General features: G+C 40.3%; 28 protein-coding genes. 16 read left to right on the top strand and 12 right to left on the bottom strand.

What is annotated here, in order from left to right; all coding sequences use genetic code 11:
- Positions 1 to 24: 24 nt before the first annotated feature.
- From NST85_RS17770 to NST85_RS17760, 3 genes are read right to left on the bottom strand one after another with little or no spacing between them, the layout of a single operon-like run.
- Positions 25 to 483, bottom strand: a complete 459-nt coding sequence (locus NST85_RS17770) for a hypothetical protein (RefSeq protein WP_341189991.1) — start codon at positions 481 to 483, stop codon at positions 25 to 27.
- Positions 484 to 499: 16 nt separating this feature from the next.
- The gene (locus NST85_RS17765; protein WP_341189990.1) at positions 500 to 1,279 is read right to left on the bottom strand and encodes an EFR1 family ferrodoxin; all 780 of its coding nucleotides are present in this window, start codon (positions 1,277 to 1,279) and stop codon (positions 500 to 502) included.
- Positions 1,272 to 1,850, bottom strand: a complete 579-nt coding sequence (locus tag NST85_RS17760; protein ID WP_341189989.1) for a PadR family transcriptional regulator — start codon at positions 1,848 to 1,850, stop codon at positions 1,272 to 1,274. The genes NST85_RS17765 and NST85_RS17760 overlap by 8 nt, the downstream gene beginning before the upstream one ends.
- A 226-nt stretch (positions 1,851 to 2,076) precedes the next feature.
- Between NST85_RS17760 and NST85_RS17755 the strand changes: the two genes are divergently transcribed.
- Entirely contained in the window at positions 2,077 to 2,607 is a 531-nt protein-coding gene (locus NST85_RS17755; protein ID WP_127190721.1) for a CDP-alcohol phosphatidyltransferase family protein, read from the top strand.
- 49 nt (positions 2,608 to 2,656) lie between these two features.
- On the opposite strand, the gene NST85_RS17750 is transcribed toward NST85_RS17755, so the two are convergent.
- Positions 2,657 to 3,553 (bottom strand): LysR family transcriptional regulator, encoded by an 897-nt coding sequence (locus tag NST85_RS17750; RefSeq protein ID WP_341189988.1) that lies wholly within the window; start codon positions 3,551 to 3,553, stop codon positions 2,657 to 2,659.
- A 117-nt stretch (positions 3,554 to 3,670) separates the two neighbouring features.
- On the opposite strand from NST85_RS17750, the gene NST85_RS17745 reads away from it, so the two are divergent.
- Positions 3,671 to 4,741: a branched-chain amino acid aminotransferase gene (locus tag NST85_RS17745; protein WP_341189987.1), complete on the top strand. Its 1,071-nt coding sequence runs from the start codon at positions 3,671 to 3,673 to the stop codon at positions 4,739 to 4,741.
- On the opposite strand, the gene NST85_RS17740 is transcribed toward NST85_RS17745, so the two are convergent.
- Positions 4,742 to 5,617 (bottom strand): ornithine carbamoyltransferase, encoded by an 876-nt coding sequence (locus NST85_RS17740; RefSeq protein ID WP_341189986.1) that lies wholly within the window; start codon positions 5,615 to 5,617, stop codon positions 4,742 to 4,744.
- 197 nt (positions 5,618 to 5,814) lie between these two features.
- Here NST85_RS17740 and NST85_RS17735 point away from each other — a divergent pair, with 197 nt between their 5' ends.
- The 5 genes from NST85_RS17735 (at position 5,815) to NST85_RS17715 (ending at position 9,675) form a co-directional block, all read left to right on the top strand.
- The gene (locus NST85_RS17735; RefSeq protein ID WP_127190718.1) at positions 5,815 to 6,225 is read left to right on the top strand and encodes a MarR family winged helix-turn-helix transcriptional regulator; all 411 of its coding nucleotides are present in this window, start codon (positions 5,815 to 5,817) and stop codon (positions 6,223 to 6,225) included.
- A gap of 68 nt (positions 6,226 to 6,293) precedes the next feature.
- Entirely contained in the window at positions 6,294 to 6,989 is a 696-nt protein-coding gene (locus NST85_RS17730) for a response regulator transcription factor (RefSeq protein WP_127190717.1), read from the top strand.
- Positions 6,986 to 7,918, top strand: coding sequence for a sensor histidine kinase (locus NST85_RS17725; RefSeq protein WP_341189985.1), 933 nt, complete (start codon positions 6,986 to 6,988; stop codon positions 7,916 to 7,918). Before NST85_RS17730 ends, NST85_RS17725 begins: the two co-directional genes overlap by 4 nt.
- Before the next feature lie 105 nt (positions 7,919 to 8,023).
- Positions 8,024 to 8,932: an ABC transporter ATP-binding protein gene (locus NST85_RS17720; protein WP_341189984.1), complete on the top strand. Its 909-nt coding sequence runs from the start codon at positions 8,024 to 8,026 to the stop codon at positions 8,930 to 8,932.
- On the top strand, positions 8,929 to 9,675 hold the full coding sequence (locus NST85_RS17715) for an ABC transporter permease (protein ID WP_341189983.1): 747 nt from the start codon (positions 8,929 to 8,931) through the stop codon (positions 9,673 to 9,675). Before NST85_RS17720 ends, NST85_RS17715 begins: the two co-directional genes overlap by 4 nt.
- A 101-nt stretch (positions 9,676 to 9,776) precedes the next feature.
- On the opposite strand, the gene NST85_RS17710 is transcribed toward NST85_RS17715, so the two are convergent.
- From NST85_RS17710 to NST85_RS17700, 3 genes are all read right to left on the bottom strand, one after another.
- Positions 9,777 to 10,484, bottom strand: a complete 708-nt coding sequence (locus NST85_RS17710; RefSeq protein ID WP_341191131.1) for an RluA family pseudouridine synthase — start codon at positions 10,482 to 10,484, stop codon at positions 9,777 to 9,779.
- Positions 10,485 to 10,526: 42 nt separating this feature from the next.
- Positions 10,527 to 11,390, bottom strand: a complete 864-nt coding sequence (locus NST85_RS17705; protein WP_127190713.1) for a class I SAM-dependent methyltransferase — start codon at positions 11,388 to 11,390, stop codon at positions 10,527 to 10,529.
- A 197-nt stretch (positions 11,391 to 11,587) separates the two neighbouring features.
- On the bottom strand, positions 11,588 to 12,424 hold the full coding sequence (locus NST85_RS17700) for a GNAT family N-acetyltransferase (protein ID WP_307395585.1): 837 nt from the start codon (positions 12,422 to 12,424) through the stop codon (positions 11,588 to 11,590).
- A 128-nt stretch (positions 12,425 to 12,552) separates the two neighbouring features.
- Between NST85_RS17700 and NST85_RS17695 the strand changes: the two genes are divergently transcribed.
- Together NST85_RS17695 and NST85_RS17690 are read left to right on the top strand one after the other, a co-directional pair.
- Positions 12,553 to 13,332, top strand: a complete 780-nt coding sequence (locus tag NST85_RS17695; protein ID WP_307395583.1) for an ABC transporter ATP-binding protein — start codon at positions 12,553 to 12,555, stop codon at positions 13,330 to 13,332.
- A 101-nt stretch (positions 13,333 to 13,433) separates the two neighbouring features.
- Positions 13,434 to 14,300: a prohibitin family protein gene (locus tag NST85_RS17690; RefSeq protein ID WP_341189982.1), complete on the top strand. Its 867-nt coding sequence runs from the start codon at positions 13,434 to 13,436 to the stop codon at positions 14,298 to 14,300.
- Positions 14,301 to 14,334: 34 nt separating this feature from the next.
- Here NST85_RS17690 and NST85_RS17685 read toward each other — a convergent pair whose 3' ends face one another.
- Genes NST85_RS17685 through NST85_RS17670 form a run of 4 tightly spaced genes read right to left on the bottom strand, consistent with a single transcriptional unit; the run spans position 14,335 to position 18,478 of the window.
- Positions 14,335 to 15,438 carry a GerAB/ArcD/ProY family transporter gene (locus NST85_RS17685; protein ID WP_341189981.1) on the bottom strand — a complete coding sequence of 368 codons (1,104 nt, stop codon included), beginning with the start codon at positions 15,436 to 15,438 and terminating at the stop codon, positions 14,335 to 14,337.
- 17 nt (positions 15,439 to 15,455) lie between these two features.
- Entirely contained in the window at positions 15,456 to 15,677 is a 222-nt protein-coding gene (locus NST85_RS17680; RefSeq protein ID WP_127190708.1) for a hypothetical protein, read from the bottom strand.
- Positions 15,678 to 15,695: 18 nt separating this feature from the next.
- On the bottom strand, positions 15,696 to 16,886 hold the full coding sequence (locus NST85_RS17675) for a Ger(x)C family spore germination protein (protein ID WP_341189980.1): 1,191 nt from the start codon (positions 16,884 to 16,886) through the stop codon (positions 15,696 to 15,698).
- On the bottom strand, positions 16,883 to 18,478 hold the full coding sequence (locus NST85_RS17670; RefSeq protein ID WP_127190706.1) for a spore germination protein: 1,596 nt from the start codon (positions 18,476 to 18,478) through the stop codon (positions 16,883 to 16,885). The genes NST85_RS17675 and NST85_RS17670 overlap by 4 nt, the downstream gene beginning before the upstream one ends.
- A gap of 233 nt (positions 18,479 to 18,711) precedes the next feature.
- Between NST85_RS17670 and NST85_RS17665 the strand changes: the two genes are divergently transcribed.
- The 7 genes from NST85_RS17665 to NST85_RS17635 all read left to right on the top strand — a co-directional run bounded on the left by NST85_RS17665 (position 18,712) and on the right by NST85_RS17635 (position 25,321).
- On the top strand, positions 18,712 to 19,761 hold the full coding sequence (locus tag NST85_RS17665; protein WP_341189979.1) for an HD-GYP domain-containing protein: 1,050 nt from the start codon (positions 18,712 to 18,714) through the stop codon (positions 19,759 to 19,761).
- Positions 19,762 to 19,917: 156 nt separating this feature from the next.
- Positions 19,918 to 20,517 (top strand): hypothetical protein, encoded by a 600-nt coding sequence (locus NST85_RS17660; protein WP_246053973.1) that lies wholly within the window; start codon positions 19,918 to 19,920, stop codon positions 20,515 to 20,517.
- A 377-nt stretch (positions 20,518 to 20,894) separates the two neighbouring features.
- The gene (locus NST85_RS17655) at positions 20,895 to 22,076 is read left to right on the top strand and encodes a multidrug effflux MFS transporter (protein WP_127190705.1); all 1,182 of its coding nucleotides are present in this window, start codon (positions 20,895 to 20,897) and stop codon (positions 22,074 to 22,076) included.
- Positions 22,077 to 22,337: 261 nt separating this feature from the next.
- Entirely contained in the window at positions 22,338 to 22,955 is a 618-nt protein-coding gene (locus NST85_RS17650; RefSeq protein WP_341189978.1) for a DNA-3-methyladenine glycosylase family protein, read from the top strand.
- Positions 22,956 to 23,069: 114 nt separating this feature from the next.
- The gene (locus tag NST85_RS17645; protein ID WP_341189977.1) at positions 23,070 to 23,693 is read left to right on the top strand and encodes a TetR/AcrR family transcriptional regulator; all 624 of its coding nucleotides are present in this window, start codon (positions 23,070 to 23,072) and stop codon (positions 23,691 to 23,693) included.
- Between the two features lie 4 nt (positions 23,694 to 23,697).
- Positions 23,698 to 24,633 (top strand): alpha/beta fold hydrolase, encoded by a 936-nt coding sequence (locus NST85_RS17640; protein ID WP_341189976.1) that lies wholly within the window; start codon positions 23,698 to 23,700, stop codon positions 24,631 to 24,633.
- Between the two features lie 4 nt (positions 24,634 to 24,637).
- Positions 24,638 to 25,321 (top strand): DNA alkylation repair protein, encoded by a 684-nt coding sequence (locus NST85_RS17635; protein WP_341189975.1) that lies wholly within the window; start codon positions 24,638 to 24,640, stop codon positions 25,319 to 25,321.
- Positions 25,322 to 25,398: the final 77 nt, after the last annotated feature.

Raw genomic sequence — 25,398 nt, 5'->3', positions numbered from 1 at the left:
CCGTAATACCGAAGCCTTTTTGTATTATTTCAACTGGGTGTATATATTCCAACTGCTTACAAGATGTCCTATGGCGAATAGCAATGCTGGTACAAGGAATATAAATGAATGAAGCCAAATTCCAAGAAAAATAAAGTACAAGGCTGGAAATACAGCCATAGGAATAGGGATGAATCCTAAAGGCTTAAATAATTGATCATACTCTCTACCTTTTATATAAAAGTAAATCCAGCATATATAATAAATTAAGAGGCATATACCCATTAAAACAGTCATGAAATTGATATTTTGTTCTGCAATTTTTTTACCAAACACAATGGGAAGAGTAAGACATGCTATACGACCAACTTGTTCAAGTATCGTAAATATAATAGATGAAGTATGTAAGTAATTTGGAGTATTTTGCGGTGGGAGAAATGCAAATAAAACATTAGGCAGTAAAATGAATAGAGCCACTAAAAACCCCGTGATATGTAATCCCATCTTGATCTAGCCTCCCTCATTCCGTAGTTGAAATATAGGCATCCTTCTGTGTTTGTTGAAATTTGATACTTTTCTTTCCTTTAACTTGTATAGCTTTCTTTGGACATTTGGCTACGCACTTCATGCAAAACTGGCAATCAGAACCGTGAATAAAAACTTGATTAACCTTGCGAATATTGTTAACCGGGCATTGTTTCGCACACATGCCACAATCGATACAATTTGATGGAATGGTTTCAAGTTTAAGCATAAGCCTCATCGAAATCCAAGGAAGTCGTGTTTCTCTGGATAATAAAGAGATACATTTCGATCCTTTAAACTCAGATTTCCATGAAAAGTTACCCGCCATTGTGTTGTGGACAAAACGATGTACCTTTTCACTTGCATATTTAAGCTTTTTCAGGTCCTTATCTTGATTGAAATCAGAATCAACCATGTTATTTGGCATACTTATTTCACATGCAGAGGTAGGGATATATCCTTTTTTGGTGAGTAAAGAGTAGAGTGGCGATAAAATATGAACCGAATTATTAAGTGTAACTAATACATGTACAAGTGTTCCTTTACTATAAGGCAGTGATTTTAAAAATCTCCATACAAAAGGGGACACGGATTGAGAGTTAGCCGGAAATGCAATCCATAGTTCATTCGCTGGTTCAAGTGAAATATATCCCTTTTCAATAAGTTTTAAAGACACTTGAATGCCATACGTTTCAAGCGATTTCACAGCCTGGTTAACAACAAATTGCGTGTTGCCCGTACCGGAAAAGTAATAAAAATCGATTTTCTTACCCATGGTCTGTCTCTCCGTGTTCTGTAGAGATCAATTCCAGTGATTGTACGGTTTCCTCGCACCACTGGGCATAAGTATCCCAAACTTGTTGACCAAAGGCCAACACCATGAGAATTTGTCTGTGATTGCTATGTACATCTATATTTTGTTTAAGTTGTGTTTCAAACTTTTGAAATAGCTCTCGTTGTTTACGATGGTTTATTTCAAACTCTTTAATATGATTGATCATACTGCTTGATGTAGATGCATTTGAAAAATATAGCTTGAGCAAAATTTCATAGCGTATCAGCTCTGTTTCTACGGGAACTTTAAGCCATTCCTGTAATTCTTGTCGTCCTTGATTGGTGATGGAGTACTTTTTGCTTTCCTTGCCACTATTACTGGTCTGATCTGAGGTAACAATGAGGCCCTCCAACGTAAGTCGTTTGAGTTCAGGGTAAATTTGACCAAAGCTTTCGTTCCAAAAGAATGACAATCGCAGATCTATAATTCGTTTTATTTCATAACCAGATAGATCCTCTTCGTTTAAAAGCCCAAGTATGACATAGCGGGTTTTGTTTTTATTCGTTGCCATTTTATCACTCCAATCTAATAGATATATCTTTTAGATATAATTGCATGTAAATAAAAAATTGTCAACTTTAACCAATCATCCGCGGTACACCGACAACAGAGTACGATAAAAACCCGCATTTATATAGCGCTCATGCGGGTTTACACAAACTTATTGACAGATTCTTTTTGAAAGATACTATATAGATGAATAGATTTCCAAATTTTACATTAGGTGAGTTGATGAGATGAAGTCGATCCCCAATTATCTATCGTTTTGTAGAATATTGTTTTCTCTAGCTTTATTTGTGGTTCAACCATTAAGCATAGTCTTTTATGTGATCTATATTGCTTGTGGGATAAGTGATATGTTGGATGGTTATATCGCTAGAAAGAAAGGAGTAGCAAGCCTGTTTGGCGCAAAGCTAGACAGCATAGCCGATTTGATCATGCTCATTGTGTTATTCGTTATACTATATCCAATCGTGAATCTTACAAACCCTATAATAATTTGGATTATTGCTATTGGTATGACTAGAATAGTTTCGATGATTGTAGTTCTGGTGAAATATAAAACCTTTGCAATTCTTCATACATACGGAAATAAAATATCTGGGCTCAGCCTGTTCATATTTCCACTATTGCTTCCCTACATAGATGTTAGTGTTCTAATCAATATAATTTGTATTGTAGCAAGCCTATCGGCAATTGAAGAGTTAATGATTCATCTGACGTCATCCAAACTGCAAGTAAATAAGCAAAGCATATTCGTGAAATGAGCTTAAAGGGAGGAGATAAGGTACTAGATCACTGTCATGATGTTAAAAACTAACCACTAGATAAAGCCGATCCGAAATTATCTTTTCGAGTTAAATGATCGATAAATGCCCCGATGACTGAATCGATGTACATATCCTTATGATGGACGAAACCTACGCTTTGTCGTGGTGTTGGCTCGGCTAACGGGATCATAGTAATTCTTGTGTCTCGTAAGGTAGCAGCATACGATGCAGGAAGTACAGTGCCACCAATATGATGTGCGGCCATCTGCCATTGGGACTCCATAGTAGATAACTCCATTATAGGATGTAGTGTGGTACCTATTCCGGTACAAGCTGTATCCAGCATTTGACGCACCAGAAATTTATGTGGAAATAAAATGAGCGGAATCTCAGAAAGCTGCGCCAACTGGATTTGTTGTAAGCCTGAGAATGGATGCAAAGAAGAGACGACCAGTACCAATTCTTCATCATAAAGCGGGGTACTGACTAGCTGCTCGTGTCTCAATGGTAGAAACACGATACCTAGATCGAGTTTGTTGTTTAGCAGACCTTCACAGGTTTCGGCGGTAGCTAGTTCGGTTATCGTCAACTCAACACCAGGGAATTGCCGGTGAAAAGAAATAAGTGTATTCAATAAGAGGTGATTCCCTGAACAGCCGATGGTCAATTTGCCGCGCTTTACCCCGGCCAATTCATTTATTTCTAATTTTGCCTGATCTAACTCATGAAAGACGCGCTGGGTATGTTCCAACAGGATTTGGCCTGCTTGGGTTAGAAAGTTCTTTTTACCTGAACGATGAAATAAAGGCGTACCTAGTTCTTGTTCAAGCAAACGGATCTGCTGACTGAGTGTTGGTTGCGAGATATTTAATTTGTCCGCAGCTTTGGTGAAGTGCAATTCTTCGCTTACTGCCACAAAATATTCTAGAAGACGATGTTCCATTCAATAACAGCTCCGATCATTGTTGGTGACTATCATTATAATTGATATCATTATATTGAACAATGAATTATGAATGTATATAGTAATAATAAAGTGACAGAACGTGGGAGGAAATGAATGATGAGTGAATTACATATTAACCTAAGTGAAAGTTTGAAAAGCAAACCAGCAAGTGATGCGTTAGGTTTCGGTAAATATTTTTCCGATCATATGTTTATTATGGATTATTCTTCTGAGGATGGATGGCATGATGCGCGGATCATTCCTTATGGCCCTATCTCTTTGGACCCTTCGGCTATGGTGCTGCACTATGGACAAGAAGTATTTGAGGGGATGAAGGCATACCGGACACCTCTTGGAGAGATCGTGATGTTCCGTCCTGATATGAATTTGAAACGGTTAAATAACTCCTGTGAAAGAATTAGCATCCCACAAGTAGATACTGAGTTTGTGCTTGAGGCCATCGCTCAGCTTGTTAGAATTGATCAGGAATGGATACCAGACGGGGAAGAGAATGCACTCTATATTCGGCCATTTATTATTGCAACTGAAGCCGCACTAGGAGTTAGAGCTTCTAAGCAATATATGCTAATGGTCATTCTGTCTCCGGTAGGTGCATATTACCCTGAGGGGATTCATCCGGTTTCTATTTATGTAGAGGAACAATACGTGCGTGCCGTTCGTGGTGGGACTGGTGAGGCGAAGACTTCAGGGAATTATGCATCAGGTATTAAGGCCCAAGAAATAGCGAAGACGAAGGGCTTCTCTCAAGTCTTATGGCTAGATGGTAAACAACATAAGTATATTGAAGAAGTCGGTAGCATGAATGTGTTCTTTAAGGTGAATGGTGAGATTCTCACCCCAGCACTTACGGGAAGTATTCTGCAAGGCGTAACAAGGGACTCCGTAATCACTTTACTCCGGGAGTGGGGATTTACGGTAGTTGAACGTGTGATATCCATAGAGGAATTATTTGAGGCCAGCCGTCAGGGATTGCTTGAGGAAGCCTTCGGAACGGGAACCGCTGCAGTCATTTCTCCTATTGGCTCGCTGAGCTGGGGAGACAAGAATGCAGAAATTTCCGGCGGTGTAACTGGAGAACTCTCTCAAAGACTCTATGATTCGATCACGGGAATTCAGCGTGGCAAAATCGCAGATCCCTTCAGCTGGGTGTACACAGTTAAATAATTATTCATTATTTATTCCACAGCAATATAAAATAACAGCCTGCTGCAAATATATGAGATTCTTTTTAAACCCATAGCCTACAAAATAATCTGAGGATATGACCTCTTCACTAACCTCTTCATTTCTAAAGAAGGGTGGGCATGGGTTTAATAATGAATCTGACCTCGTTAATTCCATTCTGCTTGTAGTTATTTGATATTGATCAATGTACTCTTTGGTTTGTAATTCGGCTGGAAGGGAATCTGTCAAAATAACATCGCTATTCACCAGAGTAGACTCTAGATCTGTATAGAATTTATAATTTCTAAGATCGGCATTCAGTTCATGCTCCTTGGTGCATACATGATGATAATCAAGATCCATCACTTTGGATACGCTTGCCCACGATTTACAAATGTTACTTGCTGGGCCGACATAGGTATATTTGAGCTCTCTATAGTTCTCTTTCATTTGAGAAATAGAATATAGGTCTGACAGAATCTCACAAGGATGATGTTCAGAACTCATCGCATTTATGATGGGAATCGAGGCATGTTTGGCAATCTCGCGAATTGTTGAAGTGTCAGGATGCCTAACAATAACTCCATCTCCCCAGTTTTCAATGTACTGAATTACATCCTCTAACGACTCCCTTTTGTCTAAACTTTCAGAGGGGAATAAGATACATTCACCCCCTAAATCTCTAATTCCTTTCTCGAATGTTATTCTAGTTCGGATACTTGACTCAGGAAAAAATAATATAAAGGTTTTGCCGCTTAAAAGGTCTGTATTTCTATTTCTCAGGTCAATTTGGTTATGCAGTTGTAATCTGGTTGTTAAATCAAACAAGTGTAATATTTGCTGTTGAGTTAAATCGTTAATGCTTACTAAATTCATGAAATCAGCTCCTTTGAATGATGGTATTTCCAACTAGGTTAACTGAGTAAGGATGGCGTAGTTTCTTTCTCATGATCAATTGTCTAGTAATCACTATACTCGATTTATGGGTTATTTTGGAACGGAGAAGGAATTTTACTTTGAGATGGCGAATTATTTATGTCATAAAGTATTAGTGATGAAAGAGGGTGAGCGTAGTGCATACTGTGGAATTTGCCCGATTATTGGATATTTTGATGAAAGATTATCAGAGTCATATGGAGGTGAATCTGGCTCCAACCTTAACAACTTCGCAATTGGCCGTACTTGAGGTACTGGAACAATTGGGTAGTCAGAAACCATCCGATTTGATCCCATTTCTCTCCACGACTCCGGCTGCTGTAACCATGTTACTTGATCGGATGGAACGTGGCGAATTGATACGGCGTGATCGTGACGATACTGATCGTCGTATTGTGTGGGTGTCGATTACGGCGAAAGGTCATGAGGAAGTACAGCGTGGAATCGGAATCCGTACGGATCATCTGAACGGGGTATTAGACAAAATCTCAACACATAATCAGCAATTGCTCGTTTTTTTGATGGGTAAGATTACGGGTGAGAAATAGTTTTGATGGGATTTGTCCATAAGCTCGAGGATTGATCGATAAGCACGCTTTTGAAGGGAAGGGCAAGCATGGCAAGAGTTCTCATCATAGAAGATGATGTTGAAATCAATCAGCTAATACATATTTATTTGGGCAAGGAAGGCATCGAAAGTGAGCGGGCGTTTGACGGTCAGCAGGCAATGATATGCTTGGATAAAGGTAACTATGATCTAGTAATCCTTGATTTGATGTTACCTATAATAGATGGGTTCGAAGTGTTGAGACGACTCAGAGAACGCAGTAAAATACCAGTCCTTATTCTTACGGCCAAAGGGGAAGAAACCGATAAGATTATTGGACTTGGTTGTGGCGCAGATGACTATGTCACTAAACCATTCAGTGTGTTTGAACTTATAGCTAGGGTTAAGGCACATTTGAGGCGAAATGACTACTATAAACCATCGCAAGATGTGGAGAATATATCTTGCTTGCAAATAGGTGATTTAATACTGGATCGTGAGCAATGCCTCGTGACCAAGAAGGGGGTAGCCCTTTCTCTTACAGCGAAGGAATATCAACTGTTAGAGCTGTTCTTGAGTCATCCGCGTAAAGTATTCACTAAGGAAAATTTATATCTAAATATATGGAATGACCAAATTATCGAGGGTGACAATACGGTTATGGTTCATATCAGTAGGCTGCGTAGTAAAATTGAAGACGTTCCAGAGCAACCAACAATTATCGTGACGGTAAGAGGGATCGGTTACAAATTAGGAGACTTATGATTAGCATCATAATGGCAGTTCTAGTGACTTTGTTACTGAGTACTGGGATATTGTTATGGCACACACGTAGGCGATTACATACGGTTGTTACGCAACTAAGTCAGGCAAGAGATGGTAACCCCAATCTGCGTATCCGCTCGCACTCACGCGATGAATCTTTTCGACAGTTAATCAATGAAATAAACGAATTACTTCACCAACTTCAAATGACAGAGACTGGTTTTCAGAAATCGGAAAGTGCGCGAAAGAAACTAATAACTAACATTTCTCATGATCTGCGAACACCTCTAACTTCTGTGCTTGGTTATTTGGAGGTACTGCGTAAGGACAGCAGTATTAGTGTGGTTGAGCGTGAACAATATATGGATATCGTATGGAACAAAGCGAATATGTTGTATGAACTTACGGAATCATTTTTTCAACTGGCAAAACTGGATGACGACGAAGTGGATTTAAGACGAGCGGAGATCAATTTGTCCGTTATGGTGAAGGAGATATGGCTCTCTTATGCATCTCAATTTGTAGTCGCAGGTACGGAGCCAGTAGCCAGTTTTCCGGTCGAGGAACTGTTTGTAAATGCTGACAGGACTTCTGTAGAACGCATTATTGGTAATTTAATATCGAATAGTTTGAAATACGGTGCAACGGGTGGAGTCATTGGACTATCCCTGTCTCAAAAGGAAAATGAGGTACTCATTGAAGTGTGGGATCAAGGACCGGGAATAGCGGAGGGAAATTTACTACATATTTTTGATCGCTTATACACGGTTGACTCCTCTCGTAGTGGTCCATTTGGTGGAAGCGGGTTAGGACTAGCTATTGCTAGGAAATTGGTAGAGAAACATGGAGGGGAATTGTGGGCAACATCACTACCTCATGTGAGGACATCATTCTTCTTTACTTTACCTAAGTCACGGTTCATTCCATAAGAATTAATTTAAGATAGATGTAAGGTAACTGAATGAAGAAGTTAAGGATGAGGCTGTAAGATAATAGCATCATCCTTTTTGATTTCAGAATTTGGAGGTTTTGAAATGAAATATGTACTTAGAAGTAATGGATTAACTAAGAAGTATGGCGACAAAATGATTGTCGAAGATGTGAATCTAGAGGTAGAACAAGGAGATATATACGGTTTTCTTGGGCAGAATGGAGCGGGGAAAACGACGGTATTTCGGATGCTTCTTGGCTTGATTAAGCCGCTTAGAGGTACTGTTGAATGGTTCGGTGAGAATCCTTCAACAGCGTCTTTCAACCGGATCGGTTCATTGATTGAGACGCCTGGTTTCTATCCGAATTTGACGGTTTGGGACAATTTGGATATTCATAGGCGAATGTGTGGAGTTACGGATTCGTTCGTGATCGAGGAACATTTAAAGCTGGTTGGTATGGAGGGAATGGGGAAACAGAAGGTTAAGAAGTTATCTTTAGGTACGAAGCAAAGACTGGCAATCGCAAGGACGCTGCTACATCGACCTGATTGTTTGATTCTGGATGAGCCAGTAAACGGATTAGATCCCATTGGAATACGAGAGACACGCGAGTTACTGCTGGAATTAAGGAATAAACGGTCGATGACGATCATGATTTCCAGTCATATTCTGGGGGAAATTGGACAAATGGTCAATCGAATCGGAATTATTCATGGCGGAAAGATGATTGAACAGCTTGACTACGCCGAACTGCAGCGTAGAAATCGAACGTATGTCGAGATGCGGGTGAACAACGATGGAAAAGCAACTTGGATATTGGAACAACAATTACATATTAAAGATTATACGGTATGGGAGAAGGGACGCATCCGCGTATATGAGCGATTGGAGGATACGGGGATGCTGAATAAGGCTCTGCTGGATGGCGGCGTCATCGTAAGTGAAATGTCACTTTGCTCCGAATCGTTGGAGGATCATTTTATTAAATTGACGGGGGGAGCGCAAAAATGATTGAGGTGCTGTATTGCGAGTGGAGAAAATTGAGAAAGTCTGCAGCATTTGGAGCTACGATGGGTCTTGCGTTGTTATGTCCGATTTTATTTTTTCTAATTAGAATGTCTGATAATAATTTCAAAGTTCTAGAGACGCATGATTTGGATTGGGCGTATTATCTCGACAACGAAAAGTCGCTCTCTGTTCTTATGGCAGGCCTAGTGTTAATTGCAGTTATTTCTTCTTTCACTTGGGTTAGAGAACATGGCGATAATACACTTAATGTTCTATTTACCTATCCTGTGCATCGATTGACTATTATTGCATCGAAACTAATCATAATCGCGCTATTTCTGCTTGGATATAATCTAGTCGATACACTTATTAGTCATATGTTGATTATGATTGCAAAAGGGGAGTGGATTCCGGGACATATTATCGTTGATAACATGATCAAGTTATCGCTATCTTATCTCTTTCAAGTAGCTCTTATTCCACTATTTTTCCTCCTAAGCATGATAAGCAAGAATATAATTTTGCCCGTGGTAACCTCCATCATCTTTACGTTTGTGATTTTTGCCTGGGGAGAAAGTAGCTATCTGAACAACCTTCCTTTTGGAGGCCCCATTTTTCCGTATTTGTGGTACGATGAGTCGGTTAAGGGGTTATCCCTTACTCGGGTGTTATGGGAGAACGGTGCGATTATGGTCGTATGTCTCGGTGTTATTGTGCATCAAATTTTGAGAAGAGATGTGCGGTAGGAATGGGATATATGGGTGCTAAATAACAAAAGGACTGAGCAAGGGGAATCCCCTTGCTCAGTCCTTTTTGTACTTTACATGATACTTGTAGTATCTATTATTTAGCTTTGAGTTAAAGCCTTCGTATACAAATCCTCTTCCCAACGATTCCAAGGAAGCTCACGAGGTGGAAGAGAGATCAGCTTCACATGTTCTGTGGTTACCGGATGAGGGAAACCAACATAAAGCGACCAAAGAGCAATTTGTTGACCAGGTTTATTCTGAGCTGCTCCGTATTTCTGATCTCCATACAGCGGGCAGCCGATCGCGTTCATTTGAACGCGGATTTGATGAGAACGTCCCGTAAGTAGTTCAACTCGTACCAGAGTAAGTTCATTGTCTAAGCTAGAAGCACCTAGTACTGAATAATCAAGAATTGCCTCTTTGCTACCAGGTGTCCCTTTAGGAACAACAGATACCGTATTCGTGCGTTCATCCTTCAATAGATGATGAATGAGTCTCCCCTTAGCCTGAGGTGGTGTACCACGGACTACAGCGACGTAGATCTTATCGAAGTTGCGGCTACGTACGGCTTCCGACAACCTCGAAGCTGCCTTGGATGTCTTAGCGAATATCATGGCTCCGCCAACGGGTCGATCTAAACGGTGTACCAGGCCAAGATAGACGTTGCCGGGTTTCTGATACCGCTCTTTAATATCTGCTTTCAGCAGATTAAGGAGATCGGGATCCCCACTTACGTCCTCTTGAGTAGGGACATTTACCGGCTTCTCTATACCAAGTAGATGATTATCCTCAAACAAAATCTTCATTTGCGGATGACTCGTTGTAAAGAAATTGTCGGACTGCACCGTTTATTCCTCCCAGCGGCCAAGAATACCACATGGAAGATTTAGACCTGATTTCGTAATAGGTAGGCCTAGCTCACCAGCGGAAATACGTCCGCCATATTTCTTCTTCACCGTCATGGATAGCATGTTCTGTAATACGGTTGGTGAAATACCGGTCGTATAGGAGTTGATGAGGAAGAAGAGTGGTTGATCCGATAAGATGGAAAGGCAAGATTCCACAAACGGATAAAGACTCGATTCCAGCTTCCACATCTCACCATTCGGTCCACGACCGTAAGATGGAGGGTCCATAATAATAGCGTCATAGCGGTTGCCCCGCCGCTGCTCTCGTTGTACGAACTTGAAGACGTCATCTGTGATGAAACGGACGGGTTTGTCTTCGAGACCGGATAGAGCGACATTTTCCTTAGCCCATTGAACCATGCCCTTAGCTGCATCGACATGCACGACCGAAGCTCCGGCGGAAGCAGCAGCTACCGTAGCACCACCTGTGTAGGCGAACAAATTTAGCACCGAGATCGGACGCTTAGCAGCGGAAATCTTGTCCATCATCCAGCGCCAGTTTGCCGCTTGTTCAGGGAACAGACCGGTATGTTTAAAGCTGGTTGGACGAATATAAAACTTCAGGCGGTCATAAGATACCGTCCACCGTTCTGGAGTTTGTTTTTTCATATCCCATTGACCACCACCTGATGAACTGCGGTGATAGTGGCCATGAACATCATTCCACTGTCCGCTCGCTTCTCCATGTGGCCAAATAATTTGTGGGTCAGGTCGGCGTAGAATCACATCATTCCAACGCTCCAGCTTCTCACCGTCTCCAGTATCAATGATTTCGTAATCTTTCCAATCGTTAGCTACATACATTAATTTAAACCTTCCTTCCATATAAAGAACGGCCGGGCCGTTCCAATAGGGCGATCCCTTAAGATCAAACCATTCGGTTGTTATTGTACCTTATTTTTCGTACAGCATGCCAGTATAACGCAACTTCATTTGCATTGGCAATGATAAACAGTATGATTTACTGTAAATCATACTGTTTAAAACGTTGAACTTCAGTTCTACTTCGTAAATACATAGTAATCTTGTACCTGTAGGATCTGAAATCCAGCCGACTCGTATAGTTTCTGAGCATTGGGATTGCTTAATGCCACTTCCAACCAGACATCATAACCCTCGTTACGCTCTCGATCAATGACTTGGCGTAGAGTATCGCTACCGATGCCTTGCCCTCTCACTGCGCTAGAAACAACAAAGCCGTAAATCCAACTTTCTCCTTTATCTCGGATCACCCTAATTTTTCCGACGGGCTTCTCATCCTTGATGATCATGTCATAGCGAGAGTAGTTATCTTGTAGACTCACTTCGGAATACTGGGTAGCGGCTTCTTCCGGAGTTTCTCCAAACCCCTCGACATCGAGTTGTATTAATAATTCCCGGTCACTTTCCACAGATGGACGAAGATAAACTTTGGCCAGATGGGAGGGCAGAGTATCCCCTGTCGGATTATATTTCATTTGGTACTCCGAACAGGAGAAGTGACATGATATCGTGCTTAAGAATGCTTTGGCTGCATTTGAATTACCCGGGGCGTTAAGTAGTATCTCTGCATGATTATTGATCGCCCAATCGTCCAGCGCAGATCGCATGCTATCTGAGAAAATGCCCTGTCTACGGTAATCTGGATGTACCATTCCGCAGATTTCTAATGTGCTACCGAACGAATATCTTCCTAGAAAGGCTACAAGAGTACCATCTCGATAGATAGTCAGATCTTGCTTGTCTCCCTTAGGACGGATGTTTAAGATATCCCAGTTCAGTTTAAGCGTAATCCCGTCATGCTTTTCACATAAGGATTGTAACTGTCTAACTTCTTCCCAATTTACTGTTGTTTCCATATGTATGATCACTCTCCCTATCTATCGATTGTATCTTACTTATCAGAGATACGACAATGATAATTGACAAATGGGAAAGAGGAGATGTAGCCTTTAATACAACAGTAAATTTCGGGAGGGCAAGCGGAATGAATCATGTATTCGAAATGAAAAATATAACTTGGCTTCGTGATGGTAAGAAGGTTCTGAGTGACATTAATTGGAGTGCTGAGGTGGGGCAGCATTGGGCCTTATTCGGACTAAACGGATCAGGCAAAACGACACTTCTAAATATGCTTAATGGATATATTTGGCCAACGACAGGAGAAATCAACGTTCTGGGTCATAGATTTGGTGATGTCGATCTAAGAGAGCTTCGTAAATCAATCGGGTGGGTTAGCTCCTCGCTTCAAGAGAAACTACACGGGGGAGACAAAGCGCAAAATCTTGTCGTAAGCGGTAAGTATGCGTCCATTGGTCTCTATGACAAGCCAAGCGAGGAAGACTATGAGCGTGCCATGATGCTGATGAAGCAGTTGCGATGCGGACATTTGATAGATCGCTCATATGTCACCTGTTCTCAGGGAGAGCAGCAGAAACTGCTGATCGCGCGGGCATTAATGTCTTCACCAAGATTGCTAATTTTAGATGAAGCAGCAAACGGCCTTGATTTTATTTCCAAGGAAGAACTACTGGATAGTATTGACGAATTAGCCCATCAGAATCATGCGCCGCATATGCTATATGTAACTCATCATACAGAAGAGATTCTACCGATATTCACACATACTTTACTTCTTCGTCAGGGTGAGGTATTTATGAGTGGATTGACACGAGATGTATTGAATGAGGAGTGCTTATCGGCATTTTTTGAGTTACCTGTAGATGTAAGTTGGAAGAATGATCGTGCCTCGCTATCAAAAAAATAAAAATAGTGTTCTGGAGTTCTGTTACCTTTTCCATATTGTTCCGTATTAAATCATAATGCCGATACGACAACAGGGCAGTAATTTTACTGGGGGGATATGAAATGGAGACAGGAACTAGTCAGAATCCGAAGAAAAATAATAATGTAGGGCGCATTGCCACAAGTATTGGGGTTATTCTTGTACTGGCCATAGTGGGGATGAGTAGCGTCACCCAAATACAATATGGACATGTAGGGTTGTACAAAACGTTCGGTAAATTGAACGAAAATGTTCTAAAACCTGGTATTCATTTGAAACTTCCATTTATCCAATCTGTGATTCAGGTGAATACACAAGTTGCCAAGACTGAGACGGATACGACAGCTTCATCTAAGGATTTGCAGCCCGTATCAACACATGTTGTTGTGAATTTCTCGGTTAATGAAGATTCGGCTTATAAGTTAATGAATAACATTGGGAGTTCTTACGACACCATTGTAATTAATCCGGCCATTCAGGAAATTGTAAAAGAGGTAACAGCAAGATATCAGGCGGAAGAATTGATCTCCTTACGTGATAAGGTAGCTGGTGAGATTAATGAAGAACTAACCAAGCGTTTAGCTGTTTATGATCTGAACGTTCGCGAAGTGAACATTGTTAATTTCAATTTCTCTGAAGCGTTTAACCAGTCGATTGAAGCGAAGCAGGTTGCACAGCAGCAGGCCCTCAAAGCCAGCAATGATTTGAAACGGATTGAGATTGAAGCACAACAGAAAATTGCTCAAGCCCAAGCCGAAGCGGAATCCTTGAAGTTAAAGAAACAAGAAGTTACGGCTGAGCTAGTTCAATTGAAACAAATTGAAGTGCAAGAAAAAGCGGTAGAGAAATGGGATGGACATTTGCCACAAGTGACGGGTGGAGCCACACCATTTATCGACGTTGAATCGCTGACCAGTGGTAGCACAAGCATTCCTAGCACTACTCCATAAATTTATTATTATAGTCTGGGGGCCACCAAGTGATTTAGCTTGGTGGTCCTTTGCTATCGGAAGGATCTTTGCATACGAGATGACTTATCCAATACACAGTGGGAATGAGAAATTCAACTGAGAAGAGTAGTGGAGGCAAACCTCCGATCATGAATTGATTGAGTTCGGGCTGTGACCTAGCGAAATAGATGGACAGAATACAGCAAAATGCAGTACTAGGCAGACATAGCGGTCTGGGGTCTGTCATACCTGTAATATGGGTTAAGCAGATCACTGCTATGTATAAAATAAAGCTGATTTTGACATAGAGACATATTAACCACAGAATCATGAGTACTGGATCCAAAGTCTCGATAAAAGATCCGGCACGCATGGAGCGAATCAACTCCAAGTCGGGATAGGTAAGATTGCTGGCCAAATCAGGACCGAAAATGAGCAGTATGGGAATGAGATGAGCCATAATTATGATGAGTGAAGTTAATGTGGTACTTAGTAGGGTGCGATACGTCTTTTCAGGTGATTGTAAATATGGAATGACTAGAAAAAGGAATGAGAATGCTCCGAAAAGGGTGGTCATATTAAAAGCGCCAGCCAAAACCTGATGTAAATTAAGATGAGTGAACATAGCGGGAAGCCTATTGTATTCGACTTCTCGTTTTACTAAAACGGGGAAGATCAGAAACGCACCTATACTGATAATAAAAATTCCCTGAGCAGCGCGGAAAATAGTAGGTATACCCGAGCGAATCGCGTAAACGATACAGAGCCCGAAAGTACCAACAATGACCCATTCCGGTGTGCCAGAGAGATACACGAGAATTAGGAAGTCAGCTAACTCACGCAGATTGCTTGTAGCTAGAATTAATGCAACGATAATAATGATGTACATAAATATGAGATGTGGAACCTTGCCTACTAATTGATGTCCATATTGGGCAATAAATTGATGGGGTCTAGCTAGGGTTACTTTGTATGCAGGATAAATCAGAAGCAAGGTGGCAACTCCTCCAAGCAAACTCCCAACAGGAGTGGAGAATTGACCCTGATCTATAAAAAGACCCACAAGGAACGCGACGAAAGAACTTACAAGATACAAAGTGAAGAGCGAAAAAACTTGGAAATGTTGTACTTTTAACATGTAGTTCCCTCCTCTAATCAATTCCCAGGAATCCAACCCCTAAAGTAATCGCTACAAAGCTTTAATGCAAGCGGGATATTGTAGCGATATTGAAAGACATATTGTACCTCTAGCAATATTAGAAAACACAAAGAAATGATGAGAACGATCCGAATGGATCTTGGCTCCTTGCGTTGTTTACGCATGATGTACCATTCAAGGAGCATTATCAAAGCAAAGGTCAAGCCGATCATAATCATGGGGTTCAACCTCCTGGGTTAATACTTGCTCTTTTCTTTTATAGAGTGGTAAGCACCACCTGTTCTTAGAAGTTCAACTTTTACGACCACATTAATGGGTAGTTCACCAGCATACTGTTCACGCCAGTGAGGTTGTAGCTTCTTCCACATAGCCGGGTATCTCCAATCCAAAATTTCACCTAGCCTAAATACATCGGCTTTCGCTTGTCTTGTCTTGGAAATAGCGCTCTCGATTCGTTTCTTTATTTTGGCGTCTAATTCTTTCTGTAGTAGTAGCATCGAATCTTCCTTCTCTAAATCAATGCTCGATTCGGAGGAGAGAACATAAGTTTCAGCTTTACTGCTAATGGTGAAGGCTGCACTATCAGCTTCAATTCTAGGTCTTATTTTTGTTTTCATCTTTTCTAAGTAGAAGCTTACCTTTTTGCCATCTGTGGGTGATTCGATACTCACGACCGATGTTTTGATCTGTGATAGAATCCAAAGTGAAGCTCTCATCTCGTCATTATTCATTTTGGGTGAAACCATAGCTCCATCTCTGAAAATAACCGCACCACCAGTCCCCATCCACTTTTTTCCCTTTTCATTTATGAGACCGGGCTCATTAGTAAATATGATCTCTGGAAGTAGCGCGTCTCCCATTCGATAACGTGCAACTAAGAAATCCCTTACTGTTGTATCCACGGCAACTTCTTCATCAATATACGAGGTTAGTATGGTGGAGGCGAATCGTTCGAAAAGTCCTGGTGTATTAATAATCTCAAGAACCTTACTCTCTGTTGCGAATAAGTTTGAATTAATGTGAAAAGCTGGTTGTCTTTTGACAAATTCAAGGACGGGATCCATTCCTTTCTCAGCAAATTTTTTGCCGATCACAATAATATGTGCTTGACCAAACGCAATTTTACGAGATAAATCACTTTGGATTTTTCGAAAAGCATCACTTATTGTTTCCCCATTCTTCGTGATATAAGTATAGGGGTCACCGGATGATGCACTACCTCCCCCTGATTGTCCAGGGATCATTTGATTCGGGAGTTGGAAGCCGAGCGTTAATTGTGTATCCTGTGAATCCTCAACGGTGTCGACCAGCATAATGGTCACAAATGCTCGGTCATTGATTTCCATGGAGGACCAGCAGCCCGTGAGTAGCAGTAGTTGAGTCAAGAGCAGACAACACGATATGGACCTGGTGTATTTGGAAATCATTTCTTCTCCTCATTCTGAGATGCCCAGCCACGAGAGTTATTTCCCTGTCTCCGTTTATTGTTAGTGATATAAGGCGGTCTGTGTTGAATAGCCCACCAAGGAGGGCGAAACAAGGTATCTAATAACGCTCCCTTGTTAAGAGGGACCAGTGGGGATAAATAGGGCACCCCAAACGATTTTAAGTTAATTAAGTGAATATAGAAAATAATGAGACAGCATGCAATGCCATAAAGACCAAAAATTGCAGCACATATCATGATGGGAAAACGAAGCAATCGGAATGAAAGTCCGAGAGCAAAGTTAGGGATGATAAAGGAGGCAATACCCGTTAGCGAGACAATGATAACCATAGCCGCAGAGACAATCCCAGCTTGAACGGCCGCAGTTCCAATAATGAGCGCTCCGATAATCGATACGGCCTGTCCGATAGATTTAGGGATCCTGATCGAAGCTTCACGAAGCGCTTCAAAGGAGATCTCCATGATCAAAGCTTCAAGTATAGCTGGAAATGGGACGATTTCTCGAGAGACCGTGATTGTTGTTAGTAGCTTTGACGGAATCATTTCGGGATGAAATGTTGTCACAGCAATATAGATTGAAGGTAATAGCAAGGAAATGAAGAGAAAGAAATAACGGATCCAGCGTATCCAGGTAGAAGCAATGAAACGTTGATAGTAATCCTCGGATGCTTGCATAAGCATGACCATAGTAACCGGTGCAATGAGCGCACTAGGCGTTCCGTCTACGATGATCCCGATGCGTCCCTCAAGCAGTGAACTGATGACGGCATCAGGTCTCTCAGTATATTGGACTTGTGGGAAAGGCGAGAATGGAGATTCCTCAATTGTTTCTTCCACAAATGAAGAGGTCAAAACCCCATCGATATCGATATAAGATAACCGTCTCTTAACCTCTTCCACTAGTTCTGGTTTGCATATCTCATGGATATAAACTAGTGCGATACTTGTTTGAGTTACTCGGCCAAACTTCAAGATTTCTGATTTGAAATTAGGACTCTTTAATCTTCTCCGAAGTAGTGTAATATTTACACTCAGATTTTCATTGAATCCTTCTCTCGGTCCGCGAATGGCGGTTTCGTTGGGTGCTTCTTCAATTGATCTTTTGTCAAAAGAAGCAGCAGGATACAACATCATCCGATGGTCCCCGTCGACTAGTAGCAATACACTTGCATCCAGTACACCAGAGACTCCTTGATTGGAGTCAATAGTCATTTTGCTCTGGGAGACATTAACGGCTTGATCTTCAAAAATGTACTGGAACAATTTACTTGGTTCTTCAGGTGCAAGAGTAATCAAAGTGTTCAAAATGCTATCAGAAATCATGACTTGATCTGTCATGCCATCCAAATAGATGAGGGCACAGGCATGTCCTGATTTAAGGTTAAATCGACGATAGATAATATCAGAACAATTTGTGAATTGTTCTTCGAACCAATGAAGGCGGTCCTCAAGATTGTTATCTTTGGGGAGGGAAGGGACATGTTTGGGATGTGAAGAAGGTATTTGCTCCGACTTAGCTAATTTAGTTTTATCTGATCGGGATTTCTTCAATTTCTGTCTCCACCAAGACATGATGTATATCTCCTCTCCATTGAACATGGTTTCCAATAATAAGATTAGCGGAATAACGAAAGATTATTCTGGAGTATAGATCATTAGACATGCTTGAGAGTTATGATTAGTGCCGATAGGATCATTCATTCGAACAAATAGGGTGTTTAGAACTATTAATATTCTATAAATATGATTCGATATTATAGGTATAGATGTAATAACTGACAATAATAAAAGGAGGGAACCATAACTTGAGAACCGATACTATGGACCTTATTAATGGTGATCGTCTGAAATCAGATGCATTTAATAAAGTAGGTCTACATGTTCTCCCTAAGGGAACAATAATACATAGTGAGGAAATTGCTTTATTAATCAGGCAAAGTATTCATCATGTGGATATCGAACCTCGTGATCATTCTGAATCTCGTCTCCCTGCAGAGGGTGATGAGTTTAGTCAACGTTTAAGAGAAAACTTTGATCTAACTATACAGGGGTATCAGTCCATTTTTTTAGAGGCATTAACCACCGGTAAGTTTAATCAGACAATGGTCGATGATAAGTTGAAACCCTTCTTGGAAACGATTGATGACCGTAAAGATGTCGTCTCGCTGTTGTTGATGTTAGGCCGTGATGATGTCAACCTATATAATCATTCTTTGCAAGTTGGTTTATTATCCTACTACATAGCAAGTTGGCTTGGTTATTCCAAAGATGAGATATACAATATTAGCAAAGCGGGATATTTGCATGACATCGGGAAAAGCCAAGTTTCTCAATCTATCCGAAATCATGCCGATGAATTAACAGGTGAAGATTTAGAAGAGATGAGAAGACACACACAATATGGCTATGATATTATTCGTAGTTCCATGGCAGGTGATGATACTACTGCTCTTGTGGCTCTTCAACATCATGAACTTGAAGACAGAACAGGGTATCCACTAGGGATAGGGAAGAAAGAAATCCATCCTTATTCGCAGATTGTTGCTGTGGCGAATGTTTATGTAAAACTAACTTCATCAAGTATAGGGAGACCAAAGCAAAGCTTAATTGCAGTGCTTCGTGAGGTATATGGACTTGGTTTTGGTAAGTTAAATGAGAAGCCAGTTCAAGCTCTTATTCACAACCTATTACCCAATTTTATCGGAAAAAACGTACTGCTCAGTAATGGAGAAATGGGCACCATAGTATTTAATCATCCTACAGAGATCTTCAAACCATTGGTTAAGGTGAACGATTTTTTCCGTGATTTATCAAGGGAAAGAGATATCGCAATCGAAGAAATTTACTTGGAATAGTAATGAATAACATATGTGATGAGATGGCAACCTAATATTAGGTTGTCATTTTTGTTAAAAAGGGGTAATAAACCACTGTGATCTTAATCGCTATGTGTAATGGTGGTCAGAATCATAACAAATGAATCAACAAGAACATACTAAGGAGGAATTGATGTGAAGAAAAAGTCTTTAGGTTTTATAATACTATTGGCAATGGGTTTAGTGTTGTTATCGGGGTGCAGTACTAATGAACCGGCAGAAAACCAAACAACAAATGAAGGTACGAACCAAGGTACAAATCAAGGAACGAATGAGGGTACGAATCAAGGGACCAACGAAGGCACAGAAGTTGATGTCGTAACTACGGCATCCATAGTTAACGATGAAGCAGCTTTTTTAAAGGCGATTAGCAAAGAAGGAACGTGGATCATAGCTACACTTAACGATCTAACAATCGATAAAGATCTTGTATTAGAAGGTGAATTTACAAATAAAGATGCTAAGGCTCGGAAAATAGCGCTATATACACAAGATGAAAATCGTACCAAGACGGCTAGATTTACTTTAACAGCACCAAAATTAACAATTAAAAGTGAAAACGCCAGTTTTGTAGGTGGAACTTTTGTTGGTGATATCTATGTTGAAGCGAATGGTTTTACAGTAGATGACGCAAAGATTGAAGGTAATGTTTATTTTGCAAGTGAAGAATACAAAGCTTCACATCAGATTACAAATAATGGATCTGTAACAGGGAAGACTGAAGTGAAAAAATAAAGAATGAGATAAAATACAAATAAGAACGGGGCTTTGAGGATCATCTCAGAGCCCCGTTTTTTTTGCCATTAAATAATTGAATTGACCGGTTTCTCGGGATTATGTTATTGTATGAATAGCCAAATCTTATCTGAAATAACACTTATTTTGTCTTGATTTTTTAACAGATATCCAGTGCGCGTTCTGAAATACCTAATGACCGCTAATAACAATTAGCGGTCATTTTAATTAAACCCTCCTATACCAAAAAATGAAAGGTGACTTTATAAAATGATGATATATAATCGTCTTGCAATAATGATGCCCCCATTTCCCTAGCTAGGCTTATAATCTTCTTCCAGTTCTGAGATATAAGCTCGTAGGAGGGCGAAACTAAAATGAAAAAATATGCAGCACCATCTTTACTTTTAATGATTGTTCTTGTGGCTTTTCCACAAATTAGTGAGACAATCTATACACCGTCTTTACCAGATATTTCTGCAGCACTCGGTGTCTCAAACAGTTCTGTACAGTTTACCTTAAGTATATATTTTATCGGATTTGCTTTAGGTGTTTTCTGTTGGGGATGGCTTTCTGATATTATCGGACGGAGACCTGCTATGTTAGGTGGCCTCATTGTATATGGTATCGGAAGCTTGATGTGTTTTTACTCTGGATCCATTGGTATACTTCTTGTCAGCCGTTTCATACAAGCATTTGGAGCAGCAACAGGATCGATAATTACACAAACGATTCTTCGTGAAAGTGTTTCAGGAAATAAACGACATGCTATGTTTGCTCAAATATCCGCTGTAATTGCTTTTACGCCCGCAGTAGGGCCACTTATTGGCGGATGGGTTGACCAGGCTCTTGGATTTAGAGCTGTTTTCTTTACGCTTGTGGTCATGAGTGTTTTGTTGTTTATGTATGCCTTTTTAAAACTGCCTGAAACAACTGATGTTTCTGCAAGAAAAAAGGTTAATATTCTACCTATTATTAAAAGAATGGTGTTATTACCACGTGTACTGGTATTTGGCTTACTAATCGGCGGCATAAATGGGGTTTTATTCAGCTACTATGCTGAAGCTCCGTTTATATTCATTGACTACTTTCAAATATCACCTGGTATATATGGTTTTCTAGGTATCATTGTGGCCTTGGCCTCGATAGTTGGCGCAATGATTTCAAAAAGTTTATTGAATGTTTATGTGCCAGAAAAAATTATTCATATCGGTTGCCTAGTTATGACTATAGGGGCTTTGCTATTAACTTTTGCAAGTACTTTAGTAATGCTGCCTAATATTATAGTTATCGTTTGTATTTTAATGAGCATGTTTGTCATGTTAATGGGGGCAGGTATTGCTTTGCCTAACTGTCTAAGTCTTGCCCTTGTCAAGTTTCAAGATGTTATAGGAACAGCAGGTGCGATATTTAGCTTAGGCTATTACTTGCTAGTTAGCTTAACGACATGGGGAATGAGCTTTCTTCATAATGGTTCATTGGTGACGATGCCTATATATTTCTTAGTTGTAAGTGGCGTAATGTGGTTTTTGGGTAAAAAGTTTATTGTAAGTGAATAGTTTGTTTTGGAGAAGTAACTCTTTGAAAAGAAGCTTTCTTATTGTGCTTAAAATGGAGGAGTAAACGGGGCTCTTACTAATTTCAATCGACCTTTGAGATCATAGTTTAATAAATTGGCAGTCTAGGACTTTATTTTAAGTATCTGGGCTGCTTTTTTTTATATCATTATGTTGCGCTCTTATTCAATTATCCTTACAGACAGGACTGAGTAATGTATATTCATATTACGATATTAAATTGAACTGAAGGAGGGAAGCTGCGTGAGTAAAGTAATTACTAAGTATTATGACTATGGGCAAGAAGAGATCGATTATTTAAATAGCGTGGATGAAACACTTGGAACTGCTATGAAACGACTTGGTAAGATTGAGCGTGCCATCATTCCCGATTTGTTCACGGCACTTGTATATGCGATTGTTGGACAGCTGATTTCAGTGAAAGCCGTTCGCACAATCTGGGCTAGAATGCAGGAGCGTTTTGGTGAAATATCGGCTCACAATTTGGCCATGCAGACCGCCGATGATATTCAGGGATGTGGCATGACAATGAAGAAAGCAGTGTGTATTCATCAGATTGCTCAAACTATTGCACAAGGTGACTTTAACTTGAATGAGTTAAACGAATTCTCAGATCAAGAGGTTATTAAGAAGCTTACGATGCTAAATGGAATAGGGAAATGGACGGCTGAAATGATGCTCATCAATTCTATGGAGCGCCCTAATATTGTAAGTTGGGGCGATATTGCCATTCGCCGAGGAATGATGAAACTTTATGGATTGGACTCCCTTAGCAAAGAACAATTTGATCAATATTGTCTACGATATTCGCCGTTTGGTTCTGTGGCATCTATTTATTTGTGGGAGCTTTCATTTGAATGAATGGAGCAGATAAACGATGAATTTAAATACATATCTTGACAAGTAAACGACTGTTGACCTTTAATATAGGTAAACAGTCGTTTACTTATATCCATGAAGGAGAGTACGAGTACGATGACAACCAAAGAAAAAATATTAGTGGAAGCACTTCGTTTATTTTCTACCAGCGGATTTGAAGCTGTTTCGGTGAGGGATATTGCCGGTGCAGTTGGTGTTCATGAGAGTAGTTTATACAAGCATTACAAGAACAAACAGGATATTTTTGATACTATCATTGATAAATCCGCACAGAGAATTCATGCGATCCACCAAAAGCTTGCAGTTCCAAACCCTGAGCATAGCACTCTTGCCCAAGAGTATAAGGAGATGTCATTAGAAACTTTAGGTGAAATATCTAGTAAGCTGTTTTTATTTTATCTAAGAGATGATGTGGTGGGACAGTTTAGGAAAATGCTGACGATAGAACAGTATCGAAATTCCACAGTGTCTAATATGTTCAAGAAAATATTTATTGATGATGCGTTACAATTTCAATCCGCGATTTTCAAGAAATTTATGGATGCAGGTACTTTTGTTAAAGGTGACCCCTATATAATGGCACTACATTTCTACTCACCAATTTTTCTCCTACTATGTAAATACGACTCCACTAGTGACAATGATTTAGAAGCTTCAGGTTTTATAAAAAAACACATCGCTGAGTTTTCAAGCCATTATGCTGTCAATCCGGAGGACTGAAATTGTGAAATCGTCAATAAAGAAGGGGAAGAGACGGATGATATTATGTATTGCTGGCATCGCCCTGGTATTGATCGCAATATTTCTGCTTATACAATATATCCAGTGCAGCATCGAAGTGAAAAAGGCTAACATAAGGCTTGAAACCTATGGAGCACATACCATTAAGTTAAACTATGGTGATATGACCTATGTAGATAAAGGAACGGGAGAAGAGGTCATTTTAGTTGCTCATGGAATTAGCGGAGGATATGATCAGGGATTTGAGACTGTAAAAGATAAAGTAGATCAGTACCGAATTATTGCTCCTTCACGGTTCGGCTATCTAGATAGTGCTAGCCCACAAGACCCTTCACCAAAAGCTCAAGCTTCTGCTTATATAGAGCTACTGGACCAGTTAGGAATCGACAAGGTATTCATACTTGGAACTTCAGCAGGAGGAACCATTGCAATACGTTTTGCTTTGGATTATCCAGAGAGAACGAGAGGTTTGATATTGTACTCATCTGCTGCACCTTTCTTGGAAAAACCCGAGAGCTATAGCGAATATTCAGGTCCTCCATCGTTCATGTGCAATGATTTCCCTATGTGGCTACTACGACCGTTATTCAAACCACTTATGGGTATGGAACAGGATACGATTTATAGTATGCTGCCTGTTAGTCGTCGCCATGATGGGATGGTAATGGATGCCTCGATTACAAATCCCGATATGGCACGAAATTTTGATCAGTATCCAATTGAAGACCTGCAGGTTCCTTCGTTAATTTTACAGTCTAAAGATGATGCTCTCGCAAGTTATGAGCAGATAAGTAAATCCCTTTCACGCTTTCCTATCTCTACATTTATTTCCTTTGAAGACGGCGGGCATTTAATGGTTGGGCATGAGAGGGAATTGGCAGAGGCATTTGATGAATTTATTAGAAACAGTAAGGAGTAACACAATGGAAAAAACAATAAGAGAACAGATCATGGAATTAGTAGAAGAGGACTATCAGAAATTTTCAGCGGCACTGATCCCGAACATTAATAATGTATTGGGAGTTCGAATACCGTTACTGCGCAGCCTAGCAAAGCAAATTGTAAAAGAAGATTGGCGCACGTATCTTGAACAAGCGGAAGATCATTATTTTGAGGAAGTCATGTTACAAGGTATTGTCATCGGTTATGTTAGAACAGATATCGAAGAAACGTTACGTTATGTCGCGGATTTCGTACCCAAAATTGATAATTGGTCGGTATGTGATAGTTTTTGTGTGGGGTTAAAAATAACAAAGGCGAATATGCCACGAGTTTGGGAGTTTTTACAGCCATATCTCATGTCGAGCAAAGAATACGAAATACGTTTTGGCGTGGTTATGTTGCTTGATTATTACATTGCAGAGGAATACATCGATAGGGTTCTAGAGGGGTTGGATGGTATTAATCATGAGGGGTATTATGTCAAAATGGCGGTTGCCTGGGCAGTTTCCATCTGTTATGTGAAGCTGCCCGAGAGAACCATGACTTTTTTGAAAAGCAACGCACTAGACGATTTCACTTACAACAAAGCCTTGCAGAAAATAACGGAGTCATATCGGGTGGATCAGGAAACAAAGAAGATGATTCGGAACATGAAGCGGAAATAAGTAATAGTGATTTCCACTAATAAGCTTCAACAACCACTTTTTTATGTTTGACGTTCCCTAGATAAACGATTAAAATG

It is taken from the genome of Paenibacillus sp. FSL K6-2524, assembly GCF_038005525.1.
In the GTDB taxonomy this organism is placed as follows: Bacteria; Bacillota; Bacilli; order Paenibacillales; family Paenibacillaceae; genus Fontibacillus; species Fontibacillus anaericanus.
Note: the sequence above shows the minus strand (reverse complement) of the source record. Positions and strands in the feature narration are given on the sequence as shown.